The sequence below is a fragment of the Streptomyces sp. SS1-1 genome (genome assembly GCF_008973465.1).
In the GTDB taxonomy this organism is placed as follows: domain Bacteria; phylum Actinomycetota; class Actinomycetes; order Streptomycetales; family Streptomycetaceae; genus Streptomyces.
Genome location: NZ_WBXN01000004.1, coordinates 294,537 through 320,856 on the forward strand (window position 1 = coordinate 294,537; position 26,320 = coordinate 320,856).

Genomic DNA, 26,320 nt, shown 5'->3' on the forward strand with positions numbered 1-26,320 from the left:
ACGAAGGCGCCTCGGGCCCCACCCCTGGCACCGCGGACCAGGCGTTGAAGTCCCACCGCACCGCGGCCGGGCTGTCGCCGATCGCATCGAGGAACGGGTCCACCATGTCCGGTGTCCCGGCCCACTTCTGCAGCCAGATGGGCAGGCAGGCTCTCGGGTCGTCCCCACGCTCCGACGAGCCGCCGCCCGCGGTGTCCGGTTTTGCCTGCCCATTAAAAGCCGTAGGTACGCACATGCCAGGCCACAGGACGACTCCCCCGGCTCATGCGATGCGACAGGAGACTTTCAGTTCGCACTTGCGGCATTATCATCGACGCAATCGAGGAGCTGAGGGAGTGGACCAGTGATGAGTCGTTCCACAATGCGGACCCGTCGAACGCCGCAGGTGACCGGCGTCATCGCCGCCTCCCTGCTGGCTCTGAGCGCCTGCTCGTCCGGCGGCTCCGGCTCGTCGGCGTCCGCCTCGGGCGGGCCGTCCGGTGAGGTGACCGTCTTCGCCGCCGCCTCGCTCAAGGAGAGTTTCGAGGAACTGGGCAGGACGTTCGAGAAGGACCACCCCGGCACGAAGGTCACTTTCAGCTTCGGCGGCAGTGACGCCCTGGCCGCGAGCATCACCGGCGGGGCCCCGGCGGACGTGTTCGCGTCGGCCAGTCCGAAGACGATGAAGATCGTGACCGACGCGGGGGGCAACAGTGGCGCCCCGACCACCTTCGTGCGCAACCGGTTGGAGATCGCCACCCTGCCGGGCAACCCGCACAAGGTCGACTCCCTCAAGGACCTCACCCGCCCGGGCCTGAAGGTCGTGCTGTGCGACAAGACGGTGCCGTGCGGTGCCGCCGCGCAGAAGGCCCTGGCCGTCGGCAAGCTGCGGCTCACTCCCGTCTCCTGGGAGCAGGACGTCAAGTCCGCCCTCAGCAAGGTCGCCCTGAAGGAGGCCGACGCGGCCGTCGTCTACCGGAGCGACGTGAAGGCCGCGGGCGACAAGGTGGAGGGCGTGGACTTCCCCGAGTCGGCCGGCGCCGTCAACGACTACCCGATCACCCTGCTCAAGGAGTCGAGGAACCCCGGGACGGCGAAGGCGTTCATCGACCTCGTGAAGTCCTCCGAGGGTCAGCGTGTGCTGAGCGGGGCCGGCTTCCTCACCCGGTGATGTCGCCGGTGATCTCGCAGGTGATGTCACAGCCGATGCCGCCTTTGCCTGAACCATGCCTGACTCTTACCTGGCTCACGTGGCATTGAACAGACAGGTCTGTCTACTATCGGGGAGTCCGCTTCGTCCTCCTGCTGAAAGTCACCCATGAGTCGCGTAACGACCGTCTCCCCCTCAGCCCCTCCGACCGTCGCGATCAAGCGGCACCCGGCGCACGCGGTCCCCCGGCGCAGGTTCCTCCCCCTGGGACCCAAGGTCTCGATGGCCGTGTACGCCTCGATCCTCATGTCGCTGCTGGGCTCGTCCAGCGCGCCCACGCCTCTGTACGCGATCTACCAGCAGCGCTGGGGGTTCTCCCCCATCACCGTCACCGTCGTCTTCGGCGTGTACGCGGTGGCCGTCCTCTCCTCGCTCCTACTGTTCGGCAAGCTCTCCGACCATGTGGGCCGGCGGCCGGTCATCGTGACGGCCCTGGTCGTCCAAGTGGTGGCCATGGCCATCTTCATCACCGCCGGTGACGTGGGCGCGCTGATGGTCGGCCGCGTCCTCCAGGGTCTGAGCGTGGGGGCGGCCGCCGGAGCGCTCGGCGCCGGCATGCTCGACATCCACCCGCGCCGGGGCGGCTTCTTGAACTCCTTCGCGCCCATGCTGGGGACCGCGTCCGGCGCCCTGGTCTCCGGGCTGATCGTGCAGTACCTGCCGGCACCCACGCGCCTGGTCTACACGGTGCTGCTCGGCGTCTTCGCCCTGCAAGCGCTGGCCGTCCTCGCGATACGGGAGACGGTGAGCCGCAAGTCGGGCGCGCTGGCCAGCATGATCCCCGAGTTCAAGCTGCCCAAGTCGGCCCGCGCGTCCGTGGCCGTCGCCGCGCCCGTGATGTTCGCCGTGTGGTCGATGAGCGGTCTCTACGGCGCTCTGGGGCCGTCCCTCATGCGGACCCTGGAGCACTCCTCGTCCGTGGTGTGGGGCGGGCTGCCGCTGTTCGTCCTCGCCGTCTCCGCGGCGCTGACCACGATCACCCTGCGGAGTGCCGCCGCCCGGACCGTCATGCTGCTCAGCATCGGCACCCTGGTCGCCGGCGCCGCGATCACCCTGCTGTCGATCGGCTCGGGCCAGGGCGGCACCTGGTCGGTGATCGGGTTCTTCGTGGGCACCGTGATAGCCGGTGTCGGGTTCGGCAGCGGGTTCCAGGGCGGGATCAGGCTCGTCATCCCGAAGGTCGAGGCGCATGAGCGCGCCGGCGCGCTCTCCCTGCTGTACGTCGTGTGCTACATCGGTCTCGGCATCCCCGCCGTCATCGCCGGTGTGCTGGTGGTGCACGGCGGCGGCTTGATCACGACGTCCAAGGAGTACAGCGTCGCCCTCATCGTGCTGGCGCTCGCCGCCTTCGCCGGGCTTCTGCGCAGCGGTCGCCGGGAGAAGCGGGAGCGGCTGTCGGCCCAGATGTCCGAGGCGTGACCGCGGACCTCGCAAGGTCTAGAATGAACAAGTCTGTCTACAGAGAGGTGGGCGCCATGGCTGCCAAGACCCCGGCCCGCGTGTCCGCGCGTGAACGTCTGCTCATGGCGGCCGACGAGCTCTTCTACAGCGAAGGCGTGCAGACCGTCGGTATCGACCGGGTGATCGAGCACGCCGGAGTGGCCAAGGCCTCCCTGTACAACAGCTTCGGGAGCAAGGAAGGCCTGGTCCGCGCCTACCTGGAGCTCCGCTTCGAGCGCCGCAAGGACCACATCACCCGCACGCTGACGCGCTTCCGCACTCCGCGTGAGCAGATGCTCGGCGTGTTCGACGCGCTCGGTGAGGCGTTCACCGAGCCGGGGTACAACGGCTGCTCGTTCGCCCGGGCCACCTCCGAGGCGGCCGACGACAGCGCCGCCCGCAAGGTGGCCGACGACTACCGCGCCTGGCTGCGCGGCCTGTTCACCGAACTGGCGGCGGCCGCCGGGTACGCCGATCCGGACACGATCGCCCGGCAGTTCCTGCTGCTGTACGACGGTGCCGGTCAGTCCGCGAAGATGGACCGCGACCCGTCGGCGGCCACCAGCGCCCGCGCCGCCGCGGCCATCCTGCTGGACGCGTCCCCGCTGGTGTCCGCCGTTCCCGACCCCACCCAGTAGGTCTGCGGGTCGCCCCGGGGAAGGCGTCGCAGCCGGCCGCTTCCGCCGCTCCGACTCAGCTCTGAGCGTCCTCGTCGAGGGCCGCCAGCCCGTCCTCCCAGCGCCGGCGCCGCTCGTCGTCGGACTGCTCCCACCACGGGGTGCCCCGTTCGCCGAGCGCGACCTTGGCCCGCTGCACGCGGGCCCGGGCCTCCCGTTCGGCCTTCTCGTCGTTCGCCGTCGTCGCCGCGCGCACCGCGCGGCGGGCGGACATCAGGTGGCTCCGCAGGCGTGCCCCGGTCTCCCCGGGGAGGGACGGGTCGGTGGCCCGCCACTTCCGTCCGTCGATGACCACGAAGTGCCCGTCGGGGGTCTTCTCCGGGGGCTCACGTGTGCTCATGGGAACGATTCTGGTCCGGTGCGCCGCTCGGGGCGGGCTCGGCGGGGGCCGTCCGCCGCGCGCCCTTCTTCCGCCGTGCGGTGGCCACCGCACCGAGCGCCGCGCCGACGGCCACGATGATGAGTCCGCGCAGCCACACCGCGCCCTCGATCTGCGTGGCCAGCAGGACGCACGAGGCGATGCCCAGCACCGGCAGGACGGTCGGGGTGCGGAAGTGGTCCGCCTCGCCCTCGTCGCGGCGCAGGACGAGGACCGCCGTGTTGACCATGACGAAGACGATCAGCAGGAGCAGCACCAGGGTCGAGGCCAGGGTAGCGACGCTTCCGGTGAGGGCGAGCAGCATCGCCAGCACGGTGGTGGCGGCGATCGCGGCCCACGGGGTGCGGCGGCCGGGCAGCACCTTGGTCAGCGCGGAGGGCAGGAGGCCGTCCTTCGCCATGCCGTAGGTGAGGCGGGAGGACATGATGCCGGTCAGCAGTGCGCCGTTGGCGACGGCGACGAGCGCGATGGCGCTGAACAGGCGCTCGGGGACGCCGCCCGCCTCCTTGACGACCTCCAGCAGCGGCCCGCTCGACCCGGCCAGCCGGGTGGTCGGTACGGCGGCGGAGGCGGCCAGGCCGACCAGGACGTACACGGCCCCGGCGGTGGCGAGGGCGCCGAACAGGGCGCGGGGGTAGGAGCGCCTCGGATTGCGGGTCTCCTCGGCGACGTTCACCGAGGTCTCGAACCCGACGAAGGAGTAGTACGCCAGCACGGACCCGCTCAGGACGGCCGCCGCGGCGCCCTTCTCGGGGGTGCCCAGCTGGGTGAGCCGTCCGAGGTCGCCGTCGCCGCGCAGCAGCAGCCAGGCGCCGAGCACGATGATGACCATCAGTCCGCCCACCTCGATGAGGGTGGCGACGACGTTGGCGCGGGTGGACTCCTTGATGCCGCGCGCGTTGATCAAGGCGAGCAGCCCCAGGAACAGGACGGCCACCAGGCCCACGGGCAGCGTCACGAACGCCGAGAGGTAGTCGCCGCCGAAGCCCCGGGCGAGGGCGGCGACGGAGACGACGCCGGCGGCCAGCATGCAGAAGCCGGCGACGAACCCGGCGAACGGCCCGAAGGCGCGGGTCGCGTAGTGGGAGGCGCCGCCCGCCCTCGGATACTTCGTCGCGAGTTCGGCGTAGGAGGCGGCGGTCAGCAGGGCCAGCAGCAGGGCGACGACGAGCGGCACCCATACGGCTCCGCCCGCGTCGGCGGCGACCTGTCCGACCAGGACGTACACCCCGGCGCCGAGGACGTCGCCCAGGATGAAGAAGTAGAGCAGCGGGGTGGTGAGGGCGCGCTTGAGCGCCGTGCCCTCCCCTGCCCCTCCGGGTGCCGCCGTGTCCGTGCCGGCCTGTGCCGCCGTGCTGTTTCCGACTCTTCTTGCCATACCGCCTCGTGTCCCCCGGAAGGCGCGATGCACGCTCGCGACTCCCGAGGACACAGGACGCGATTCGGTTACGAGGCGGTCCCTCGCGCCGGGCTCTCCTCGGCCCAGGCCCGCTCCAGCAGGTCACCGAAGGACGTCGGCTCGCGTCCGATCAGCTCGGCGAGGGTCGGATCGACGGCGGTGAACTCGCCGCCGCGGGCCGCCGCGAAGATGCTCAGCAGCAGGTCGGTGAGGGATTCCGGGGCCCCGTGCGTCAGCATCTGCTCGCGGAAGGCGTCGTCGGGGACGACGGTCCGGGTGAACGGCCGTCCGGTGACCCGGGTCGCGATCTCGGCGACCGTGGCGAAGTCGAGGGCCGCCGTGCCGGTGAGGGGCGGGGTGGGGCCCTCGAAGCGGCCCTCGTCGGTGAGGATCGCGGCGGTGGCCTCGGCGAGGTCGTCGTGTCCGGTCCAGGTGACCGGGCCGTCGGCGGGGAGGGCGATGTCGCCGGTGTGGCGGGCGGCCTCCAGGAACTGCAGGGCGCTGGACGTGTAGAAGCCGTTGCGCAGGGCCGTCCAGGGCAGGCCGGTGGCGCGCAGCAGGTCCTCGGTCCGCGCGTGGTCGCGGCAGGGCTGGAAGTGGGAGTCGTGGGCGGCGCCCATCTGGCTGGTGTAGAGGATGCGGCCGACGCCGGCCTTCACCGCCGCGTCGATGGCGGTGCGGTGTCCGGCGACGCACTCCTCGCCCGCGCGGTCGAGGGAGACGAGGAGCAGCTGCCCCGCGCCGTCGAAGGAGTGCACGAGGGAGGCGGGGTCGTCGAAGCTGCCCTGCCGGACGCGGACTCCCCGGTCGGCGAGGTCCTTGGCCTTGCGGGGGTCGCGGACGCTGACGCCCACGCGGTCGGCGGGGACGCGCTCCAGGAGGCGTTCGACGACGCGGCGGCCGAGCTTTCCGGTGGCTCCGGTCACGATGATCATGGGGTTCTCCCCGGCTTGTTTCCAGTGGAATCATTTTGACGCTAACACTGTAATATCAGTGGAAGCAACCAGCCGATATCATCGATTCCATGACTACGCGCGACACGACCGACAGCCCTCGCCGCCGCATCGTCGAGGCCGCCGTCGAGCTCCTGGAGACCGGCGGCCCGGACGCGGTGAGCACCCGCGCGGTCGCCTCCGCCGCGGGGATGCAGCCCCCGGCGATCTACCGCCTGTTCGGGGACAAGGAGGGGCTCCTCGAGGCCGTCGCGGAGCACGGGTACGCGCAGTTCCTGGAGAGCAAGCGCGCGCTGCTCGACCCCGAGCCCAAGGACGCGGTGGAGGATCTGCGCCGCGCGTGGGACATGGTCGTGGAGTTCGGGGTCTCCCGTCCGGAACTGTTCGCCGTCATGACGCGGGCGACCGGGCGCGGCGCCGACCAGGCACACCGCGCGGGCCTGGAGATGCTCTACGGCCGGGTGCGCCGGCTGGCGGCCACCGGATGGCTGCGGGTCGACGAGGAACTGGCCGCGCAGATCATCCAGGCGACCGGCCGGGGCGCGGTCACCACCTGGCACTCCACCCCGCCGGAACGCCGCACCCCCGCACTGCTGACCGCGCTGCGCGAGGCCACGATCGCCGCGATCACCCACGCCGAGCCGACGGTCCCCGCCACGGAGAGCGGCCCCGCCGCGGCGGCCCGCGCCCTGCGTGCCGCGCTCCCCGACGAGGCGGACGTCCTGAGCGACGCCGAGCAGCGGCTGCTGCGCGAGTGGCTGACCCGGCTGGCCGCGGACGGTGGCGCTCCACAGGCGTGATCGGCCTTCAGCGGCGGGCGGACCTCACGTCGGTCGGCTCCCGGCGGCCAGAGCCCGCAAGGCGTCCTCGTCCGGGGTGCCGGGCTCGGCGAAGTACACGTACAGGACGTGCCCTTCCGGCCCGGTGAGCGCGAACGTCTCGTAGCCGAGCCGGAGCACGACGCCCTCGTCCACCCGCAGGGCCTTCTGCCCCATCACCCGCTCATAGACGTCGTGCGCGTCCCACAGCGTGCGGAAGCTCTCGCTGCGCTCTCGTAGGTCGGCCACAAAGCCGTCCAGCTCCGCCTTGCGGGTCGCCGCCGTCGCACGCAGTCCGGCCACCGCCTGCCGGGCGATCTCATCCCAGTCGGGGTAGACCGTGCGGGCCCTCGGGTCCAGGAAGGTGAACTCGATCAGGTTGTGCCCCGGGCTCCACGCCGGGTTCACTCGGGCCGCGAGGTCCGTCCCGGCGAGGACGTCACGCCTCGGGTCCACGACGAAGGCCGGCAGATCGGCCCACCGGTTCAGCAGGTGCAGCACTCCGGGCCGTACGGAGTGGGCGGCGCCGGGGTCGGTGCGGCTCGGCGCGGGCATCGCCACGGACCACAGGTAGGTGCGCTCGGTGTCGTCCAGGCGCAGCGCTCGGGCCAGCGCCTCCAGGACCTCACGGGAGGGATTTCTGTCACGGCCCTGTTCGATACGGGTGTAATAGGAGGGGCTGAGCCCCGCCATCAGCGCCAGTTCCTCACGCCGCAGCCCTTTGACCCGGCGTCGCGTGTTGTCCACGACGCCTCCTTGGGAGATGTCGAACTTGTCGCGCCGACTGCGGAGGAATTCCCCGAGCTGATTCTCACCGGTCATCGGACCCGACGATAGCACCGGCCCTTGTGCCGGATCCGTGCCCCGCGTCCCCCCAGCCTGACCCTGTGAGAGCCACCCTCAAGAGGGTGTGGCACGGCTCGAATCGCCTTGTTGTCCTGGAGACATGCAAAAGGACAAGAGCAAGAACTTCGGAAACAACACCGCACCCCCTGTATGGCTGATCACCGGCTGTTCCAGCGGTCTGGGTGAGGCCCTGGCCCGGCACGCTCTCGAACGAGGAGACCGCGTGGCCGTCACGGCACGCGACCGCGCGGACGTCACCGGCCTCGCCGCCGGATACGGCGACCGGGCCCTCCCTCTGGAACTGGACGTCACCGACGCCGACTCGGTCGGCGCGGCGGTCGCCGAGTGCGAGCGCTTCTTCGGACGGATCGACGTCCTCGTCAACAACGCCGGGTACGGCTATCTGGCCGCCGTCGAGGAAGGCGAGGACACCGCCGTCCGCGCCCTGTTCGACACGAACGTGCACGGCGTGGTCACCGTGCTGAAGGCCGTACTGCCCGGGATGCGGGCGCGCCGCGCGGGCCGCGTCGTCAACGTCTCCTCCTTCGGCGGACTGGCCGCCTTCCCCGCGACCGGGTACTACCACGCCACGAAGTTCGCCCTGGAGGGTCTGTCGGAGTCGCTGGCGGCGGAGGTCGCCCCGCTCGGCATCTCCGTGACCATCGCCGAGCCCGGCGGTCTGCGGACGCGGTGGGCCGGCACCTCGATGCGGCAGTCCCCCGTCCGGCTCGACGACTACGAGCAGACCGCGGGCAAGCGCCGCGCGTCGACGCTGGCCGTCTCCGGGCACCAGCCCGGCGATCCGGCCCGGGCGGCCGCGGCCATCGCCGCCGTCGTGGACACCGACGTGCCACCGCTGCGGCTGCTCCTCGGGTCCGACGCGCTCGCGGGTGCGCGGGCCCGGCTGCAGCGGGTGCGGGCCGAGATCGACGCCAACGAGGCGCTGACCACCGGCGTGGACTTCGAGGAGCGGGGATGACCGTGGGCGCATGCGTGGTGGTCGGCGCCGGTCCCGGTCTCGGGGCCGCTGCGGCCCGCCTGTTCGGCCGCGAGGGGTACTCCGTCGGGCTCGTCGCGCGGGATACGGGGCGCCTGGAGTCGATCGCCGGTGAGCTGACGGCCGCCGGGGTCACGACGGCGACGGCCGCCGCGGACGTCACCGACCAGGACGCCGTCACACGGGCGATCGGCTCGCTCAGGGAGCGGCTCGGGCCGATCGAGGTCGTCCTGTTCAGCCCGCGGCCGAGTCTGGCGTGGATCAAGCCGGTGCTCGACACGACACCCGCCGATCTGGACAGCGCCCTGGCTCTGAACGTGGTGGCGGCCGCGGCCGTCGTGCGCGCGGTCGTGCCGGAGATGCGGGAACGCCGGTCCGGGACCCTGCTGTTCACCACCGGCGGCGCCGCCGTCGACCCGCACCGCGACCGCGCGGTGTCGGGGGTGGCGTACGCCGCCGAGTCGGCGTACACCCGCATGCTCCACGACGCGCTCGCCGGGGACGGTGTGCACGCCGCGCAGCTCACGATCGTCGGCGCGATCGGTGCCGGCGCCCGGCACGACCCGGACGACGTGGCACGGCAGTTGTGGCGCCTGCACAGCGAGCGCGACGAGCCGCTGCTGATCCTGCGGTGAGCGGTCAGCTCTCCGCGGCGACCCGCTGGACACCGATGACACCCAGAACCTGGAGCGCCTGCTCGGCGGGCGATCCGGGTTCGGCGGAGAGCAGGATCAGCTGATGCCGCTGTTCCGGCAGGGAGAGGATGTCGAAGTCGAGCTCGATGGGGCCGATCTCGGGGTGGTCGAAACGCTGGCTCGCGTGGTGTTCGATCCGCAGGTCCGGGGATCGCCACAGCCGCCGGAATTCCTCGCTGCCCGCCAGCAGATCCTCGATCAGTTCCCGGATCTCCCGGCTCTGCGGGTAGCGCGTGGCGGCGATACGCAGATAGCTCAGTGCCGAAAGGGCGAAAGGCCCGGGATTCTCCATGCCGTACAGGCGCTTGCCGTTTTCTGAGTCCGCGTCGAGGAAATAGCGGCGAACCACGTTCCGGTCGGCGTCGGGAAGCGCCGAGAAGTCCTCGAACAACGCGGCGGCCAGCGGATTCCAGGCCAGCACGCGGCAGGTGCTGTCCACGATCACGGCCGGTGTCGTGGGGAGGCGGTCCAGCAGGTTGAGCGTGCTCGCCGGCACCTCGCGCGGCGGCTCTCCGGCCGGCTCGTCCTCGGTCATCCCGGCGAGCCGGAAGAGGTGGGCGCGTTCCAGATCGGTCAGCCGCAGCGCGCGGGCGACGGCGACGAGGACACGCTGGGAGGGGTTGCGGCCGCGTGCCTGTTCCAGCCGGGTGTAGTGGTCCACGGAGACGTGGGCGAGCTGGGCGACCTCTTCGCGGCGCAGACCCGGCGTCCGCCGGCGCGGTCCCCGGGGCAGGCCGACGGCCGCCGGGCTGATCCGCTCCCGCTTGTGGCGCAGGAACTCGCCCAGTGCGCGTCTGTCCATACGGGAACAGTAGCCAGGGCCGGGACCCCGTAGCCACGGACCGTCGGTCCCTGGTTGCCGCCTCCCCCCGGCACCACGCTGAAGGGGAAGCGCACGCCCGACGAAGGAGACATGATCACCTTGGCTCGTCCGTCCGCCGCGGAAGCGGCACTCCGTGAATCCGGCAGCCTGGTCGTCGAGCCCGGCGCGATCGAGGTCGCCGGCCGGCGTCGCACGTACAGCGAGGTGAGGCCCGCCGGTCTCCCACAGGGCGCGCCGCTGCTCCTCGTCTTCCACGGCTCCAACCAGAACGGGCGGAAGCTGCGCGCGTTCAGCGGTCACACCTTCGACGCTCTCGCCGCCCGCTCCGGAGTCCGGGTCGTCTACCTCGACGGGTACAAGGGGCACTGGAACGACGCCCGGGTGTCCGCCGGCTTCGCGGCGCGTCGCGAGAACTACGACGACGTGGCGTTCACCCGGGCCGTGGTCTCCCGTTTCACCGGGGACGGCCGCGCGGACCCGGCGCGTGTCCATTGCGCCGGCTACTCCAACGGCGGCCAGATGGTCATCCGGCTGCTGCACGAGGTGCCGGAGCTGTTCGCCGGCGCGGCCGTCATCGCCGCGACCCAGCCGGCCCCGGAGAACTTCATGGCCGTCGGCGAGGTGCGTCCGCTGCCCGTGCTGCTGGTGCACGGCACGCGGGACCCGCTCGTCCCGTACGACGGCGGCATGGCGAGCATGTGGGGGTTCCGACCGCGCGGTCTCGGGCTGTCCTTCGCACGGACCGCCGCGTACTACGCGCGGCGCAACGGGATCGGCACGGCACCGGTGAGCGGCAGGCGCGAACCGGGGCCGAGGGCGCGCGGGACGTCGGTCGAGACCGTCGACCACCGGGAGCCCGGCAAGCCGTCGGTGCGGGCCGTCACCGTCCACAACGGTGGGCACGTCGTCCCGAACCTGACGGCTGCCGCGCCCCGACTGCTGGGGCGGACCAATCTGGAGTTCGACACGGGCCGCGCGATGTGGGACTTCCTCACGTCGGAGGCTGCTGGTGAGGCGAGGGACTGACGGGAACGCGCCGTGGGGCGGTCACCGTCGGCTGAACGGTGACCGCCCCACGGTCGATTCCCGTGGCTCCGGCTGTCAGCGGGCCGGGACGCCGGCCGGTGCCGGTGTCTCCGCGTCGGCCGTGGCCGGGTTCGTGGCGGTCGCGGTGTCCGGTGCGGAGGGTGCGGACGGTTCGGGCTGCGCGGGAGCCACGTTGAGTTCGGCGAGCATCGTCTTGGTGAAGCCGAAGTAGTACGTGGCGAGGAAGCCGCCGATGTAGCCGACGATCAGGCCACCCGCGTACACGGCGACGGTCTGGCCGAGGCCGTGGTCGCCGTCGAGCAGCGGGAAGAGCGCCCAGCCGGACGGGCCGATCGCGGTGGAGCCGACGTCGGTGCCCAGCTGGTTGAAGAACCCGATGAACGCGCCGCCGAGGGCGCCGCCGGTGCAGGCGGTGATGAAGGGGCGGCCCAGCGGCAGGGAGACGCCGTAGATCAGCGGCTCGCCGACGCCGAGGAAGCCCGGCCAGAGCGCCGACTTGATGGTCCGGCGGATGGAGGTGTTGCGGTGCAGGCGGAAGTAGACGGCGATCGCGGCACCGACCTGGCCCGCGCCGGCCATGGCGAGGATGGGGAGCAGCACGGTGTAGCCCTGCTGCTCGATGAGGGTCGTGTGGATCGGGATGAGCGCCTGGTGCAGGCCGAGCATGACCAGCGGCAGGAACAGCCCGCCGAGGATCAGGCCGGCGCCGGCGCCGCCGTGGGAGAGCAGCCAGTTGGCGGCCTCACCGATCTTCGTGGAGACCTCACCGGCGAGGAACATCAGCCCGAACAGGGTGACGAGTCCGGACACGAGCACGGTGATGGTGGGCGTGACGAGGACGTCGATGGAGACCGGCACCCAGCGCCGGCACCACTTCTCGACCTGCACGGCGAGCCAGGCCGCGCCGAGGGCACCGAGCACACCGCCCTGGCCCGGGGAGAGGTGCTGGCCGAACGCCTCCACGTTGGCGACGCCCGCGTAGACGATGATCGCGGCGACGGCGCCGCCGAGGATCGGGGTACCGCCGAACTCCTGCGCCGTGTTGTGGCCGACGAACACGGCGATCAGCGCCATGAACCCGGAGGCCATCGCGGCGAGCGCGGGGGTGATGCCGGGCAGCCAGCCCAGGTTGACCAGCAGGCCGTTCAGGCCGGCGATGATGCCGCAGCCGATGAGGGCGGGGATCAGCGGCACGAAGATGTTCGCGATGCGCCGCAGCAGCAGCTTGAACGGGGTGGCGTTGCGGGCCTTGCGCTCCGCGCGCAGGGCGGCGCCCTGGGCGGCGAGCTCCTCGGCGGTGACGGCCTCGGGTGCCGGGGCGCCGGCCGGGGCAGCCGCCTGCGGAGCGGCGGCGCGCTCCTCCTCGACGAGGGTCTCGAACTCGGGGGTGACGCGGGCGACGGTGCCCGGGCCGAGCACGATCTGGTAGGTGTCGTCCTCGACGACGCCCATCACCGAGGGGAGTGCCTTGAGCTGTTCCTCCTGCACGAGGGTCCGGTCGTGCAGGCCCAGCCGGAGCCGGGTCATGCAGTGGGCCACCGACGCCACGTTCCCCGCGCCTCCGACGAGGGGCAGGATGGCGGCCGCGGTGTCGCGGTACTTGTTCTCGTTCGCCATGAGATCGGCCTTGCTGTGAGTAAGGGCTGGTGCGTCAGGCGGCCGCGTCAGGCGGCTGCGGCTTCGAGGGCGCTGCGCAGATGTCCGTGGGCGGTGCGGAGAAGGCGCTCGGCGGTCGGCGCGTCGACGCCGCCGAGCAGGAGGAGGATCGCGTTCTTGACCTCGCCGCCGGTGGCGGCGAGCGCGGCGGAGACGGCCTCGTCGGAGGCGTCGGTCGCGAGGCCGACGATCCGGTGGGCGCGCGCCCGCAGCTTCTCGTTGGAGGCGCGCAGGTCGACCATCAGGTTCCCGTAGGTCTTGCCGAGCCTGATCATGGTGATGGTCGAGAACATGTTGAGCACCAGCTTCTGCGCGGTGCCCGCCTTGAGCCGGGTCGAGCCGGTCAGGATCTCCGGGCCGACGACGACCTCGATGCCGTGGTCGGCGGCCGCCGCGAGGGCGCTGCCGGCGTTGCAGGACAGGCCGACGGTGAGTGCGCCGAGGGAGCGGGCGTGACGGACGGCCTCGACGGCGTACGGGGTGCGGCCGGAGGCGGAGATGCCGACCACGACGTCGTCGGCGGTCAGGTTCAGCGCGTCGAGGTCCTGCCGGGCTCCCTCCTCGGAGTCCTCGGCGCCTTCGACGGCGGTGACCATGGCGGCGGGGCCGCCCGCGATGAGGCCGACGACCTGGGAGGGGTCGGTGCTGAAGGTGGGCGGGCACTCGGAGGCGTCCAGCACACCGAGCCGCCCGGCGGTGCCCGCTCCGGCGTAGACGAGCCGTCCGCCGCGGGACATCCGCTCGGCCATGCCGTCGACCGCGGCGGCGATCTCGGGGAGCCGGGCGGCGACCGCCGCGTGGACGGTGGCGTCCTCGGCGTTCATGTGGCGGGCGATGTCCAGCGTGGTGCGGCGGTCGATGTCCGCCAGCTCGGGCCGGTACGCCTCCGTGGCCAGGGTGGCCAGCTGGTCACGCAGCAGGGCGTCACCGACGGCGTCGTGGATGGACATGGGCGTTCACGGCTCCTGTGGTTCGGGCGGTGCGAGGGGGCTGGGCGATATGGGCGCGATTCCGTCATACGTGACGGAAGCCTGTATGGCTGGCCTGTGTGACACGAGAGACAGCGTCCGAAACTTTCTTTCACTTCACCTCGATGCCATGAAACATATTTTCAGCCCGGGTGTGCGTCAAGACCTTTGGCGCGATCATCGGGTCACGCTCCGCGTACGGCTCAGGCGGTGGCCTCGTCGAGGAGTTCGAGGATGTGCCGGTAGGGCTGTCCGGTGGCACGGGTCATGCCGATCTCGCAGGTCCGGTTGCAGGACGCGTAGGCGTCGTAGGAGCGGCTGTTGATCTCGGCGGCCTGGCGTGCCGTGGCCACGGCGGTGACCTCGGGATGCAGCAGCCCCCGGTCGCCGGCGAAGGCGCAGCAGCCCCAGGAGTCGGGCACGGTGACGTCCCCGCTCAGGGCGGCGGCGACGGTCCGCAGGGCGTCGTCGGCGCCCAGATGGGCGGTCGAACAGGTCGGGTGCAGGGCCATGGACGCCAGGGGCCGGGCGGCGGGGAGGGCCGGGAGCAGCCGTTCGGCGGTGAAGGTGACGCTGTCCACGAACCGCAGGGCCGCGTAGCGGGCGCGGTCCTGCTCGGGCAGCGCGCCGGCGAGCCGTTCCAGTCCGTGTGTGCAGGAGGAGGCGTCGCAGACGACCGGCAGCCTGCCCTCGTCGGAAGCGGCCCACAGGGCGTCCAGCGTGCGCGCGGCCATGGTCCGGTGCCCGCGCGTGTAGCCCTTGGACTGCCAGGGCGTACCGCAGCACAGACCGCCGAGTCCGTCCGGCACGGCGACGGGCACCCGCGCGCGTTCGCACAGCCGCAGGAACGCCTGCGCCGCTCCCCCGGCCCCGCCGCCACCTTCCTCGGGGGCGAAGAGGCTGCCGATGCACGCGGCGAAGAAGACGGCCTCCGCTCCCGCGGGGTGCCGCGCGGCGGGCCGCTCGGGTCCGCCGCGGGGCATGTCACCCGTCCACTCGGGCACCAGCTCGCCGGCGCCGAGTCCGCGCATCGCCTTGGTCGCCGCCCGGGTGACGGGCAGCGGGACGGCGTGGGCCGCCTTCAGGGCCGTACGCACGCCCGTGATCGTGCCCTGCCAGTGCCGGGCGACCCGGTCGGCCACACCCTGGGCCGTCCTGCCGTGCCCGTCGGCGCGGAGCCGTTTCATCACCTCGCCCGTGTCGATGTGGACGGGACAGGCGGTCACACACAGGCTGTCCACGGCGCAGCTGGCCACGGCGGCGTAGCCGTAGTCGTCCTCCAGGGCACGCTTGCGGGCGTCGTCGCCCGATGCTTCGGCCACGGCGATCTCGCGCAGCAGGGCGATGCGCTGGCGCGGGGTCGTGGTGGCGTCGGCGGTGGGGCAGACGGGTTCGCAGTAGCCGCACTCCACGCACGCGTCGACGGCCGGGTCGACCTGGGGAACGCTCTTGAGGTTGCCGAGGTGCGCCCGGGGATCGTCGTCGAGCAGGACGCCGGGGCTCAGCATCTGGTGCGGGTCGCACAGCCGCTTGAGCTCACGCATCACCTCGTGCAGCTCGTCGCCGTACTGGCGGCGCACGAACGGCGCCATGGCGCGCCCGGTGCCGTGCTCGGCCTTGAGCGTGCCGCCGGCGCCGAGGACGAGGTCGACCATGTCGGCGGTGAAGCGGGCGTACCGCTCCAGCTCCCCGTCGGAGTCGAACTCCTGGGTGAGCATGAAGTGCAGGTTGCCGTCCCGGGCGTGCCCGAAGATCACGGCGTCGTCGTAGCCGTGCCGGGCGAACAGGTCGATCAGCCCCTCGCCGGTGGCGGTGAGCCGGTCCATCGGCACGGCCACGTCCTCCAGCAGGGCGGTCGTGCCCGGACGGCGCGCCCCCGCGACCGCCGTGTAAAGGCCCTTGCGCAGCCGCCACAGCCGGTTCCGCTCCGCGGCGTCCCGGGTGAGCGTGGCGGGGGTGAGCGTGGGCAGCAGCCGCAGCGCGGGCCGCGCGGCGGCGACGGTGTGCTCCAGCGCCTCGGCCTCGTCCTCCGCGAACTCGACGAGCAGGGCCGCGTGGCCGGCGACGGTGAGCCCGCGCAGGGCCTCCACCGGGTCGCCGTACCGCTGGGCCACCTTGAGGGAGGCCGCGTCGAGGAGTTCCACGGTGCGGGCGCCGGCGGCGAGCAGCACGGGCAGGCAGTCGGTCGCCTCGGCGAGGCCCGGCAGGACGAGCAGGCCCGTGGCGGTGTGCGGCAGGAGCGGGACCGTACGGAAGACGGCCTCGGCGACGAACCCGAGCGTGCCCTCGCTGCCGACCATGAGCCGGGCCAGCGTCTCGGCCGGGGTGTCGTGGTCGAGGAAGGAGTTCAGCCCGTAGCCCATGGTGTTCTTCATGGCGAAGAGCCGTTCCACCGTGGCCCGGGACGCGGCCGAGCCGCGCACGCGGTCCCGCAGCCGTAGCAGTCCCGCGTGCAGCTCGGGCTCGCGGGCCCGCAGGGCCGCGTCCGCGTCGGCGTCCGCCGTGTCGACGACGGTCCCGGACGGCAGGACGAAGCGCAGGGACTCGATCGTGCGGTACGCGTTGTCGCGGGTGCCGCAGTTCATGCCGCTGGAGTTGTTGGCCACCAGACCGCCGATCGTGCAGGCGCTCTCACTGGCCGGGTCCGGCCCGAGCCGCCTGCCGTACCGGGCGAGACGGGCGTTGGCCTGGCGGACGGTCAGCCCGGGCTGAAGCTGGATGCGGTGCCCGTCGTCCAGGATCTCCGCGTCCCGCCAGTGCGTACGGACGTCGATCTGGACGCCGTCGCCACCGGCCTGACCGGCGAGGCTGGTGCCGCCCGACCGCAGGGTCACGGGGACGCCGGCCTCACGGGCCCCGGCCATCAGCGCCCCGACCTCGTCTGCGGAGGCCGCGCGGACCACGGCGCGCGGGGTGAAGAGGTACGGGGAGGCGTCGTGAGCCGCCGCGATCCGGCGGGGCAGCGCGGTCGTGACCCGGGCCGGGTCGGCCACGCAGGAGGCGAGGACCTGAGCCAGCCGCTCGTCCGAGGGGGGCGGTGTCGCGGCGGCGGACGGGACGGAGGCGGTGGGGTGGTTCATGGCTCCTCGGCGGCGCGACGGGGGGCGGGTCGCGGGGGAAGGCGGCTCGACGGGTCGCGTGGGACGACGGTGGGTCACGGGAGTATCAGGAGCAGGCCCGCCCGGTGTCAATAACTTTCAATCGGATGCGTGCGATGAAAATTAGTTACATCGAGACCGGTCCTGCTGAGTGACCTGAGCCACCTCACATCCGTCCGGCCTGCGTCGTCATGTCGGTGAGGGCAGCGAACGGCGCCCCGGAACGGAGTGAGGACATGAAGGTTTTCATCGCTGGTGGACGCGGCCGCGTGGGGTCCCGCCTCGCCGACACCCTGGAGGCCGAGGGCATCGAGGTCGTCTCGGGAGGGCTGGAGGACGGGATCGACGTGATCTCGGGCAAGGGGCTCGCGGAGGCCCTTGTGGGAATCGACACCATCGTGAACGTCCTCAACACCCCCCGATTCGACGCGGAGGGGGCGGTCTCGTTCTTCGAGGGATCGATCGACACGCTCACCGCGGAGGGCGTGCGGGCAGGTGTGCGTCACCACATCGTGCTCTCCATCGTCGGCGTCGGGGAAGGTGACGCGTCCGAGGTCGGGTACTACCTCGGCAAGGTGGCACAGGAGAGGGCCCTGCGATCCGCGCCGATCCCCGCCACCATCGTTCGGGCCACGCAGTTCCAGAGCTATATCCCTGTCCTCATCGACCAGCACACCGTGGACGGAAAGGTTCTCGCTCCGCGGTCCTACATCCAGCCCGTCGCACTGGACGAAGTCGTCGATCTGCTCGCCGAGGCCGTCACGATGCCGGAACCGGGCAGTGAGGTCGAGATCGCCGGGCCCGACCGCTTCTTCCACGACGATCTCTTCCGCGCCACTCTGGCCCATCGCGGAGACCCTCGTGAGGTGGTCACCGTGGACGGAGAGGGGCCCGTCGGGGCCATGGTCCCGCGTGGCGCGCACCGGAAAGGAACCGTGCGATACCCGATCACGGGAATCCCCACCGCCTGAATGCGAAGATGAACACCGACGTGAATGACGAAACCAAGGGTGCCCCATGTCGGAAGGCCTTCCCAACGCCTCAGCGCAATCCGCGGGAGCCGAGCGTGCGGAATCACGGGGCCTGGATTCGGTGATGGCGGAACGCCATCGTCTGCTGTCGCTGGCCTTCCGCATGATGGGCACCCTGGCGGACGCCGAGGACGTCGTGCAGGAGACATACGTGAGGTGGTACCGCCTCGAACCCGAGGAACGGGACGCGATCGCCGTGCCCTCGGCATGGCTGACGCGCGTGGCCAGCCGCATCTCACTCGACCTGCTGGGTTCCGCACGCGCACGACGGGAGACGTACGTCGGGCAGTGGCTGCCGGAGCCGGTTCCGGCGGATCTCTTCGCAGGCACGGCGAATACACCACTGAATTCCGGTCACTCCTCTGCCGATCCAGTGGAGCGCGTCACCCTCGACGAGACGGTCAGCATGGCGTTGCTGACGGTCCTCGAGGCCATGACCCCGGCAGAACGAGTGACGTTCGTGCTGCACGACGTCTTCGGGGTCCCGTTCGGCGAGATCGCCGGTGTCGTGGGCCGTTCAGCCGCAGCAACAAGGCAATTGGCGACGTCCGCACGCCGCCACGTCCGACGAGGAAGACGCGCTGAGGTCTCTCCACACCAGCACGACGGCGTCGTCCGGGCCTTCCGTGACGCTGCCGTCGGAGGGGACATCGAGGACCTGCTCCGCCTGCTGGCTCCGGACGTCGAACTGCGAGTCGAAGGCGGCGGTTTCGTCAATGCGGCGCCACGGGCCATCCGTGGCCCGGATCATGTCGCCCGGTGGTTCCTTGGAGTACTGCGCAAGCAGCCGGCACTCCGTCTGGAGCGACGCGACACGGCTGACGGTCTCGGTTATGTTCTTCGAAATGGAGAGCACGGGCACGGAATTGCCACCTTCGACGTCAGCGATGATGGCATCACGCACGTGTGGCTGATGCTGAATCCGATGAAGCTGACGCATTGGCCGCTGGGTCGGTTCTCGGGATCACGCGTGTGAGCCGAGCCCGAAATGCCGGCTCCGCGCCTACGGCTGGCGCTTCCTCCGCCGCTGCACCGCCGTGTACGTCTCCTGGAGTGCCTCCGCCGCCGCGTCGTAGGTGCGCTGGGCCACGGCGACGAACAGACAGTCGACCAGGGCGAGTTGGGCGATGCGGCTCACCGTGGCGCCGGAGCGGAACGGGGTTTCGCGGGCGGATGTGGTGAGGACCAGGTCGGCCGCCTCCGCCAGGGATGACCGGGGGAAGTTGGTGAGGGCGACCGTGGTGGCGCCGCGGGCGGCGGCCACGGTCAGCGGCTCCACCGTGTCCTCCGTCTCGCCGGAGTGGGAGATCCCGATCGCCACGTCACCGGGGCCCAGCAGGGCGGTCGCCGTCAGGGCGGCGTGCACGTCCGTCCACACGAACGCGATGTGCCCGATGCGATGCAGCTTCTGGTGCAGGTCCTGGCCGACGAACGCGCTGGCGCCGACGCCGAAGATGTCGATGCGCCGGGCCTCGGTGATCGCGTCGACGGCACGGCCGAGGACCCCCGGGTCCACGCTGCGGGCGGTCTCGTCGAGCGCCCGGACCTCGTTGTAGATGATCTTCTTGACCACCTGTTCCAGGCTGTCGGACGGGTCGATGTCCGTCCCGAGCGCGGATCGCTCCCCGCCCACGGCCCGCTCGTGCGCGACCGCGGCGGCCAGCGCGAGCCGCAACTGGGGGTAGCTGCCGAAGCCGAGCGTCCGGCAGAACCGCAGCACCGTCGCCGGTGACGTGGCGGCCTGTTCGGCGAGCGCGCCGATGGAGAGTTCCGAACTGCCCGCCGGGTCCGCGAGCACGGCGTCCGCCACCCGCCGGAGAGACGGGGGCAGCGTGGGCCGGCCCGCCCGGATGCGGGTGAGGGCGTCGGCTCCGCCCCCACCGGAGGGGGCGCGCTCCGGCATCGAGGGCTCGTCCCGGCGGGTCATCTGCTTCCTCCTCCACCGGATCACGGGCGCTTACACACCGCGACAGGCAGTTAATCACAACGCCGACGAGTGCCCACTTCGGTTCCACGACCTGGTCACGGGCCTCCGCGCAGCCTCAAGGACGCCGCCACCGGGAGGTGATCACTGTCCGTAGCCGGAAGTGTCCAGGCCGACCGGGGCTCCACTCCCCGGACCAGGATGTGGTCGATCCGCGCCAGCGGGAACCAGGCGGGCCAGCTCAGGCCGAAGCCCTTCCCCGCCACGTCCTGGGCCGAGCGCAGATCCGAGGTCAGGACGGACAGGGCGTCGTCGTCCGTCGTGCCGTTGAGGTCACCCACGAGGACCGTCCGGGCGAGTGGTTCGGCACGCAGCGCGGCGGCGAGACGCCGGGCACCGGCGTCCCGGGCGTCCGTCCCGAACCCCGACGTGACGCCGAAGCGGACGGACGACAGATGGGCGACGTACACGGCGACGGGCCCCTCAGAGGTGCGGACGGTGGCCCGCAGGGCGCGGGGCCAGGGCGCGATGTCGACGGTGCGGGCGTCGGCGAGGGGATAGCGGCTCCACAGGCCGACCGTGCCGTGCACCGAGTGGTACGGGTGACCGGCGGCCAGCGCGCGCTCGTAGACCGGCGTGTTGTCCCCCAGCTCCTCCAGGGCGAGTACGTCGGCGCCGGAGGCGGCCAGGGCGCGGGCCGTGCGGGCCGGGTGCGGATTGTGCTCGTTGACGTTGTGCGTCACGACGGTCAGGTCTCCGCCCGCCGCACGCTTGTCGACGCAGCGCCCGCCGAACAGGGAGGTCCACACGATGGCGGGCAGGAGCAGGGCCACGGCGGCCGTGGCGGAGCGCCGGACCACCGCGCACACGAGGAGCACCGGGACCGCGAGGCCGGTCCAGGGCAGGAACGTCTGGAGCAGACTTCCGAGGTGGCCGGGCCGGTCGGGGATCAAGGAGGGGGCCGGCATGGTCGCGGCGGCCAGAAGCGCGAGCAGGGCGATGATCCGGCCTCTGCGCCAGATGCCGTCGTACCGGTCCGGGCGTCGTGGACGGGCGGGGGTAACCGGCGAGGGGTCGAGGAGTGCGGTCATGGCCGCCTCACCGGCTTCCGGCGGCGTTCACGGCCCCGGACTCGGTACCGGACATCCGGTGCCGTACCGCCTCAACGAGTTCGCGGCTGCTGTCGAAGACCGCCCGCAGACCCTCCTGGGGGCTGGTGCCGGCCCGTTGGTGCAGGACGACGCCGAGGGCGAGGTGCTCCCGTCCGCGCCGGTCGGGCACGGTGACCGCCCACATCAGCGCGCCGCCCGCGGGGGTGCTGGAGCCGGTCTTGATGCCGATCACGCCCGGGGTGTCCAGCAGCGTGTTGGTGTTCGGGAGGGTGCGGGGCGAACCCGGAACGGTGGTGCGGGGCTGGGCGACGACGGACCGGAACGCCTTGTCCCGCATGACCTGGCGGGCGAGTCTCAGCTGGTCGGCGGCGGTGCTCGTGGTGGTGGGCTCGAGGCCGCTGGCTCCGGTGTAGGTGGTCCGGCGCATGCCGAGCGCGTCGGCGGCCCGGTTCATCTTCGTCACGAACGCCTCCTCCGAGCCGGCGTCCCAGCGGGCCAGCAGCCGGGCGACGTTGTTCCCGGACGGGACCAGCATCAGTTCCAGCAGTCGCCGTTCGCTCAGCCGTTCCCCCCGCTCCAGCGGGACGGTCGACTCCACGCCGGAGACGGACTCGTCGGCGGCCCGCTGGTCGACGGTGATCCGGGGGCCGGGCGTGCCGTCCCGCAGCGGGTGGTCGCTCAGGATCACGTAGGCCGTCATGACCTTCGTGACGCTGGCGATCGGCACCGGTGTGCGCGAGCCGTGGGAGCCCAGGTCGCCTCGGTCGCCGAGGCCGTCGATCCGTACGGCCGCCTGCCCTTCCTGGGGCCACGGCAGCTTCCACGACGGCGCCGGTGGGGTGCCCGGTGGGTCACCCGCGCCGAGGACGGTGGCGCCGAGCGTCAGCAGGGCGGCCAGGGACAGAGTGCCGGTCGAGATGAGCAGGGGGCGGCGCCTGAGGGGCCAGGTCCGGGGGCGGAGTGCGGGGTCGGGCGTCGGGGGCATGGGGGCGTCTCCACAGGTCGGCGTGCGCGGCGTTCACGCACACCGGTCACTGTGGGCGGTCCGGATGTCGGGGTGACCGTGGCCGGGTCTTCGCTTCCGCTCGGCCATGCGTCCGTCACGTAACAGGGTCCGAGGGAGGGGTGCTAGCCGGTCGCCGGCAGGCGGAGCGTGGCGACAGCGCCGCCGTCGGGGGCGTTCGCGAAGGACAGCGACGCGCCGATGACGCGGGCCTGGCCGAGCGCGATGGTGAGGCCCAGACCGTGGCCGCGGCCCCGTTCCGGTGTCCCGGTGCGGAAGCGCTGGGGTCCGTCGGCGAGCAGGTCCTCGGGGAAGCCGGGACCGTGGTCCCGCACGGTGACCGTGGTCCCGGCGACCGTCACCTCGACGGGCCGCCGACCGTGCCGGTGGGCGTTGACGACCAGGTTGGTGACGATACGGTCCAGGCGCCGCGGGTCGGTCTCGACGCGGGCGGCGTCGTACGTGGTGAGGGGCGTCTCCAGCCCCGTACGGCTCAGGGACTCCGCCACTGCCTCCGCCAGCGGCACGGGCCTGGCGTCGGCCCCCTCGGCGCCCGCGTCGAGCCGGGAGATCTCCAGCAGGTCCTCGACCAGTGTGCGCAGGACGTGGACGCGGTCCTGGACCAGCTCGGTGGCCTCGCCCTCGGGCAGCAGTCCGCTCGCGGTGACCAGGCCCATCAGCGGGGTGCGCAGTTCGTGCGCGACGTCGGCGGTGAAGCGCTGCTCGGTGAGGAGCCGCTGGTGCAGGCTGTCGGCCATCGAGTCGACCGTGGCCGAGATGTCGGTGATCTCGTCGCCGCCCCGGCCGCCGGCCTTCGTGCGGGCGGTCAGGTCACCGGCGGCGATACGGCGTGCGGTGTGCGCGACCCGCCGCAGTCTTCGGTGCGGGAGTTCCGCGGCGAGCGCCGCGAGCGGCACCACGACGCCCAGCGTGAGCAGCGAGTACTTCCACATGTGCCGGTCCAGGGCCCGGCGGGTGAGCAGATCGCTGGTCATGTCGGTCTCCACGGCGGCCGGCTCGCCGTGGTAGGTCCTCGCCGCCCACATGGAGGGGTGGTCGCCGGGGCCGTCCGCGTCGTACCACGTGACGGACCCGCCGCTCGTGTCCTGGCCGCCGCGCAGCCGGTGCAGCAGTTCGCCGGGGAGTTCCCCGGGAGCGGTGCGGAGGCCGTCCGGTGGGGTGCCGTCGCGCTCGTAGTCGTCCAGGGCCCGGTCCAGTGCCGCCACGGCCTTGGCGCCGCCGTCGTTCATGGACCGGTCGAGGGTGCTGGTGTGCACCAGCCGGCCGACGGTCAGCGCGACGGCGCAGCAGCAGACGGCGACGAGCAGGGCGATCTTCCAGCGCAGCGAACGCCAGTTGCGCAGGTCACGGAGGACGTCCATGTCAGCGCCGCAGCTTGTAGCCGAAGCCGCGTACGGTCTCCACGCGCTCGGCTCCGATCTTCCTGCGCAGCCGCTGCACGCACAGGTCGACGACCCGGCTGTCGCCGTCCCAGCCGTAGTCCCACACGGTCCGCAGCAGGGTCTGCCGGTCGAGCACGATGCCGGGATTGGCGGCGAACTCCAGCAGCAGCCGCAGTTCCGTGGGGGCCAGCGCGACGGCACGCCCCGCCACGGAGACCTCGAGACCCGCGGTGTCGATGACGAGGTCGCCGAAGACGAGCCGGGTGCCGGGCTCGGGGAGCGAGGGTTCCGTGCCTGCGGGGGCGGCACGGGGTCCGTCGGGGGTGGGGGCGTAGACCGCCCGCCGCAGGAGGGAGCGGATACGGGCCACCAGGACGGCGGTGTCGACGGGCTTGACCACGTAGTCGTCGGCGCCCGCCTCCAGGCCGGAGACGATGTCCAGGGCGTCGCCGCGCGCGGACATCATGAGGATCGGGTCCATGCTGGTCTCCCTGATCCGGCGGCACAGCCCGATGCCGTCGAGGCCGGGCAGCATCACGTCGAGCAGCAGCAGGTCGTGGCGGCCCTCCCGGAACAGCTCCAGGCCGGTCAGACCGTCGGCGGCGCCGGTGACGCGGTAGCCGTAGCGCTCCAGCGCCAGGGTGAGAGATCTGCGGATCACGTCGTCGTCCTCGACCAGCAGGATCGACACGGGTGCCGGGGTGTCCCCGTCAGCCATGGGGCCCGACCTTCCTTCTTGCGTGCCGTGCACCGTCCGCATCAGCCGCGGCGGCCTGTCGTTCGACTGCGCATTATGTCCGCCGAACCCATCCATCGTGTATCGGTCTCGGCTCGGCCGGGTATCGGCCGGGGCCTCGGGGGGTGTGTCACCGCCTCGCCGGAGGCCTGTCGGGGCGGTGTCGGGGCGGTGTCGGAGCTGTCGGCTCACTGTCGGTGACCCGTCGGCGGCGGTCGGCACGGTGGGAGCGAAGGCCGGCCGGATCTCGCCGGGCGGCTCGCTGACGAAGGAGAGCCCCATCATGCAGACCCCCGTCACGATCATCGGAGCCGGACTCGGCGGCCTCACGCTCGCCCGTGTCCTGCACCTCCACGCCATACCCGTCGCGGTGTACGAGGCCGAGTCCTCCCCCACGGCCCGCGCGCAGGGCGGACTGCTCGACATCCACGACTACAACGGACAACTCGCTCTGGAAGCAGCCGAGTTGATGGAGAAGTTCGGTCCCCTCGTCCTGGCGGGCCGGCAGGCGACGCGGGTGCTCGACACCGACGGGAAGGTCGTGTTCGAAGTGGCCGACGACGGTACGGGCGGGCGTCCCGAGGTGCAGCGCGGCGACCTGCGGCAGTTGCTGCTCGACTCCCTGCCCGAGGGGACCGTGCGCTGGGGGCACAAGGTCACCGGTGTCCGCCCGCTCGGTGCGGGCCGCCACGAGGTGGCGTTCGCGGGCGGCGGCACGGTCGTCACCGGCCTGCTGGTCGGCGCGGACGGGGCCTGGTCGCGCGTACGGCCGGTGCTGTCGGCCGCCGAGCCCGAGTACCTCGGCAAGACGGTGGTGGAGACGTACCTGTTCGACGCCGACACCCGCCATCCCGCCGCGGCGAAGGCGGTCGGTGGCGGCATGCTGATCGCGCTGTCGCCGGGCAGGGAGATCTTCGCCCACCGGGAGAAGGGCGACACGCTGCATGCCTATGTGGGCCTCTCGGAACCGCGGGACTGGTTCGCGGCGATCGACGTCTCCGACCCGGCGGCGGCCCTCGCCCGCATCGCCCGGGAGTTCACCGGCTGGGCGCCCGAACTGACCGCCCTGATCACGGAAAGCGACACCGCGCCGGTGCTGCGTCCGCTGTACGCCCTGCCGACGGGGCACCGGTGGGACCGGGTGCCGGGGGTGACCCTCCTCGGCGACGCCGCCCATCTCGCGGCCCCCAACGGCGAGGGCGCCAACCTGGCCATGCTGGACGGCGCCGAACTGGGCCAGGCGCTCGCCGCGCACCCCGAGGACGTGGAGGGGGCGCTGACCGTGTACGAGGAGGCCATGTTCGCCCGCGCCGCGGAGACGGAGGAGGACGCCATGCCCGACATCGACTCCCCGGACAACACGGCACATGGCCTGGTCGCCTTGTTCCACCAGGCCCAGGAAGGCGCCCAGGGCACGCGATGAGGGGTCGACGCTGCACGCCGGAGGGTAGAACGTCCGGCGTGCAGCGTCGGCACCGCACCTCATGCCGGAAGGAAGTCCGGTCACCACGGGGGACGTTGCCGGGGCGCAACGACACCCGGTTCGAGCGTCACCAATACGATGACGCACTGCAGTTCTGAGTGAGGGGGAAGCGGTTCGTGGAAAGGTTCGAGACGGCGAGCCTGGCGCTCATGCCCGGCCAGAAGGTGCAGGCCAGGGTGCTCAGTCATCACCCATGGGGTGTGCTCGTCGAGATCGTTGGTTACGAGAACGCAGGTCTGTCGGCCTCTGTCGACATGATCCAGCAGTTCTCCCGGACGACGAGCAGCCATGACGAACTGCTCGCTCTCTTTCCACCCGTCGGTTCCCGGATCGACGCGGTCATCGAGCAGATCACCCGCTGGCATCCGCCGGTATCGGTGCGGCTGTCCATCCGGCCCGCCGACCTTGAGTCGCTGGTCTGGAGCTGCGACTTCTGTGGTGAACCGATCAAGTTGGGCCCAGGTGGAGACGCCCTCGTCCTGGACTCGCGCAGCATCGACGGTCCAGGAAGCCACACCATCATCTCGCACCGGCACTGCCTGGCCGAGCGCATCCGTCCGGAGAACGGTGGAGAGCGGGCGCGAGCGTTGCGGATCGGGAAGATGTGCTGAAGTCGGGAGGCCCGCGCCTACCGGAATGGAGG

General features: G+C 72.0%; 24 protein-coding genes. 11 read left to right on the plus strand and 13 right to left on the minus strand.

What is annotated here, in order from left to right; all coding sequences use genetic code 11:
* Positions 1-346 precede the first annotated feature (346 nt).
* From modA to F8R89_RS02350, 3 genes are all read left to right on the plus strand, one after another.
* Positions 347-1,150 (plus strand): molybdate ABC transporter substrate-binding protein, encoded by an 804-nt coding sequence (modA, locus tag F8R89_RS02340; protein WP_151782361.1) that lies wholly within the window; start codon positions 347-349, stop codon positions 1,148-1,150.
* Positions 1,151-1,297: 147 nt separating this feature from the next.
* Positions 1,298-2,608: an MFS transporter gene (locus F8R89_RS02345; RefSeq protein ID WP_225994303.1), complete on the plus strand. Its 1,311-nt coding sequence runs from the start codon at positions 1,298-1,300 to the stop codon at positions 2,606-2,608.
* A 56-nt stretch (positions 2,609-2,664) separates the two neighbouring features.
* Positions 2,665-3,267, plus strand: coding sequence for a TetR/AcrR family transcriptional regulator (locus F8R89_RS02350; protein WP_192806027.1), 603 nt, complete (start codon positions 2,665-2,667; stop codon positions 3,265-3,267).
* Positions 3,268-3,322: 55 nt separating this feature from the next.
* Here F8R89_RS02350 and F8R89_RS02355 read toward each other — a convergent pair whose 3' ends face one another.
* The 3 genes from F8R89_RS02355 to F8R89_RS02365 form a co-directional block, all read right to left on the minus strand.
* Positions 3,323-3,646, minus strand: a complete 324-nt coding sequence (locus F8R89_RS02355) for a hypothetical protein (RefSeq protein WP_151782362.1) — start codon at positions 3,644-3,646, stop codon at positions 3,323-3,325.
* Entirely contained in the window at positions 3,633-5,063 is a 1,431-nt protein-coding gene (locus tag F8R89_RS02360) for an APC family permease (protein ID WP_225994304.1), read from the minus strand. The genes F8R89_RS02355 and F8R89_RS02360 overlap by 14 nt, the downstream gene beginning before the upstream one ends.
* Before the next feature lie 68 nt (positions 5,064-5,131).
* Positions 5,132-6,019, minus strand: a complete 888-nt coding sequence (locus tag F8R89_RS02365) for an SDR family oxidoreductase (protein WP_151782363.1) — start codon at positions 6,017-6,019, stop codon at positions 5,132-5,134.
* 89 nt (positions 6,020-6,108) lie between these two features.
* On the opposite strand from F8R89_RS02365, the gene F8R89_RS02370 reads away from it, so the two are divergent.
* Positions 6,109-6,837, plus strand: a complete 729-nt coding sequence (locus tag F8R89_RS02370; RefSeq protein ID WP_151782364.1) for a TetR/AcrR family transcriptional regulator — start codon at positions 6,109-6,111, stop codon at positions 6,835-6,837.
* 24 nt (positions 6,838-6,861) lie between these two features.
* Here F8R89_RS02370 and F8R89_RS02375 read toward each other — a convergent pair whose 3' ends face one another.
* A complete protein-coding gene (locus F8R89_RS02375) occupies positions 6,862-7,677 on the minus strand; it encodes a helix-turn-helix domain-containing protein (RefSeq protein ID WP_151782365.1) in 816 nt (271 codons plus the stop codon).
* Positions 7,678-7,801: 124 nt separating this feature from the next.
* Between F8R89_RS02375 and F8R89_RS02380 the strand changes: the two genes are divergently transcribed.
* The gene (locus F8R89_RS02380) at positions 7,802-8,680 is read left to right on the plus strand and encodes an oxidoreductase (protein WP_151782366.1); all 879 of its coding nucleotides are present in this window, start codon (positions 7,802-7,804) and stop codon (positions 8,678-8,680) included.
* A complete protein-coding gene (locus F8R89_RS02385) occupies positions 8,677-9,333 on the plus strand; it encodes an SDR family NAD(P)-dependent oxidoreductase (RefSeq protein WP_151782367.1) in 657 nt (218 codons plus the stop codon). The genes F8R89_RS02380 and F8R89_RS02385 overlap by 4 nt, the downstream gene beginning before the upstream one ends.
* 4 nt (positions 9,334-9,337) lie before the next feature.
* Here the strand turns inward: F8R89_RS02385 and F8R89_RS02390 are convergent, their stop codons facing one another.
* Positions 9,338-10,195, minus strand: a complete 858-nt coding sequence (locus F8R89_RS02390; protein WP_151782368.1) for a helix-turn-helix transcriptional regulator — start codon at positions 10,193-10,195, stop codon at positions 9,338-9,340.
* Between the two features lie 111 nt (positions 10,196-10,306).
* Between F8R89_RS02390 and F8R89_RS02395 the strand changes: the two genes are divergently transcribed.
* Positions 10,307-11,242 carry an alpha/beta hydrolase family esterase gene (locus F8R89_RS02395; RefSeq protein WP_151782369.1) on the plus strand — a complete coding sequence of 312 codons (936 nt, stop codon included), beginning with the start codon at positions 10,307-10,309 and terminating at the stop codon, positions 11,240-11,242.
* 75 nt (positions 11,243-11,317) lie between these two features.
* Here the strand turns inward: F8R89_RS02395 and F8R89_RS02400 are convergent, their stop codons facing one another.
* The 3 genes from F8R89_RS02400 to F8R89_RS02410 all read right to left on the minus strand — a co-directional run bounded on the left by F8R89_RS02400 (position 11,318) and on the right by F8R89_RS02410 (position 16,967).
* The gene (locus tag F8R89_RS02400; protein ID WP_151782370.1) at positions 11,318-12,880 is read right to left on the minus strand and encodes a PTS transporter subunit EIIC; all 1,563 of its coding nucleotides are present in this window, start codon (positions 12,878-12,880) and stop codon (positions 11,318-11,320) included.
* Positions 12,881-12,927: 47 nt separating this feature from the next.
* Positions 12,928-13,869 carry an N-acetylmuramic acid 6-phosphate etherase gene (gene murQ, locus F8R89_RS02405; protein WP_151782371.1) on the minus strand — a complete coding sequence of 314 codons (942 nt, stop codon included), beginning with the start codon at positions 13,867-13,869 and terminating at the stop codon, positions 12,928-12,930.
* A gap of 221 nt (positions 13,870-14,090) precedes the next feature.
* Entirely contained in the window at positions 14,091-16,967 is a 2,877-nt protein-coding gene (locus tag F8R89_RS02410) for an FAD-binding and (Fe-S)-binding domain-containing protein (protein WP_151782372.1), read from the minus strand.
* Positions 16,968-17,182: 215 nt separating this feature from the next.
* On the opposite strand from F8R89_RS02410, the gene F8R89_RS02415 reads away from it, so the two are divergent.
* Positions 17,183-17,956: an SDR family oxidoreductase gene (locus tag F8R89_RS02415; RefSeq protein WP_225994305.1), complete on the plus strand. Its 774-nt coding sequence runs from the start codon at positions 17,183-17,185 to the stop codon at positions 17,954-17,956.
* A gap of 46 nt (positions 17,957-18,002) precedes the next feature.
* On the plus strand, positions 18,003-18,992 hold the full coding sequence (gene sigJ, locus F8R89_RS02420; RefSeq protein WP_151782373.1) for an RNA polymerase sigma factor SigJ: 990 nt from the start codon (positions 18,003-18,005) through the stop codon (positions 18,990-18,992).
* Between the two features lie 27 nt (positions 18,993-19,019).
* On the opposite strand, the gene F8R89_RS02425 is transcribed toward sigJ, so the two are convergent.
* From F8R89_RS02425 to cseB, 5 genes are all read right to left on the minus strand, one after another.
* Entirely contained in the window at positions 19,020-19,943 is a 924-nt protein-coding gene (locus F8R89_RS02425; RefSeq protein WP_151782374.1) for a MurR/RpiR family transcriptional regulator, read from the minus strand.
* Positions 19,944-20,038: 95 nt separating this feature from the next.
* Positions 20,039-20,908 carry an endonuclease/exonuclease/phosphatase family protein gene (locus tag F8R89_RS02430; RefSeq protein ID WP_225994608.1) on the minus strand — a complete coding sequence of 290 codons (870 nt, stop codon included), beginning with the start codon at positions 20,906-20,908 and terminating at the stop codon, positions 20,039-20,041.
* A 130-nt stretch (positions 20,909-21,038) separates the two neighbouring features.
* Positions 21,039-22,037: a D-alanyl-D-alanine carboxypeptidase family protein gene (locus tag F8R89_RS02435; protein WP_151782376.1), complete on the minus strand. Its 999-nt coding sequence runs from the start codon at positions 22,035-22,037 to the stop codon at positions 21,039-21,041.
* A gap of 143 nt (positions 22,038-22,180) precedes the next feature.
* Positions 22,181-23,437 (minus strand): sensor histidine kinase, encoded by a 1,257-nt coding sequence (locus F8R89_RS02440; RefSeq protein ID WP_151782377.1) that lies wholly within the window; start codon positions 23,435-23,437, stop codon positions 22,181-22,183.
* 1 nt (position 23,438) lies between these two features.
* Positions 23,439-24,176, minus strand: coding sequence for a two-component system response regulator CseB (cseB, locus tag F8R89_RS02445; RefSeq protein WP_151782378.1), 738 nt, complete (start codon positions 24,174-24,176; stop codon positions 23,439-23,441).
* A gap of 301 nt (positions 24,177-24,477) precedes the next feature.
* Between cseB and F8R89_RS02450 the strand changes: the two genes are divergently transcribed.
* A complete protein-coding gene (locus F8R89_RS02450; protein ID WP_151782379.1) occupies positions 24,478-25,617 on the plus strand; it encodes an FAD-dependent oxidoreductase in 1,140 nt (379 codons plus the stop codon).
* A gap of 176 nt (positions 25,618-25,793) precedes the next feature.
* Entirely contained in the window at positions 25,794-26,288 is a 495-nt protein-coding gene (locus F8R89_RS02455; protein WP_151782380.1) for a hypothetical protein, read from the plus strand.
* Positions 26,289-26,320 lie beyond the last annotated feature (32 nt).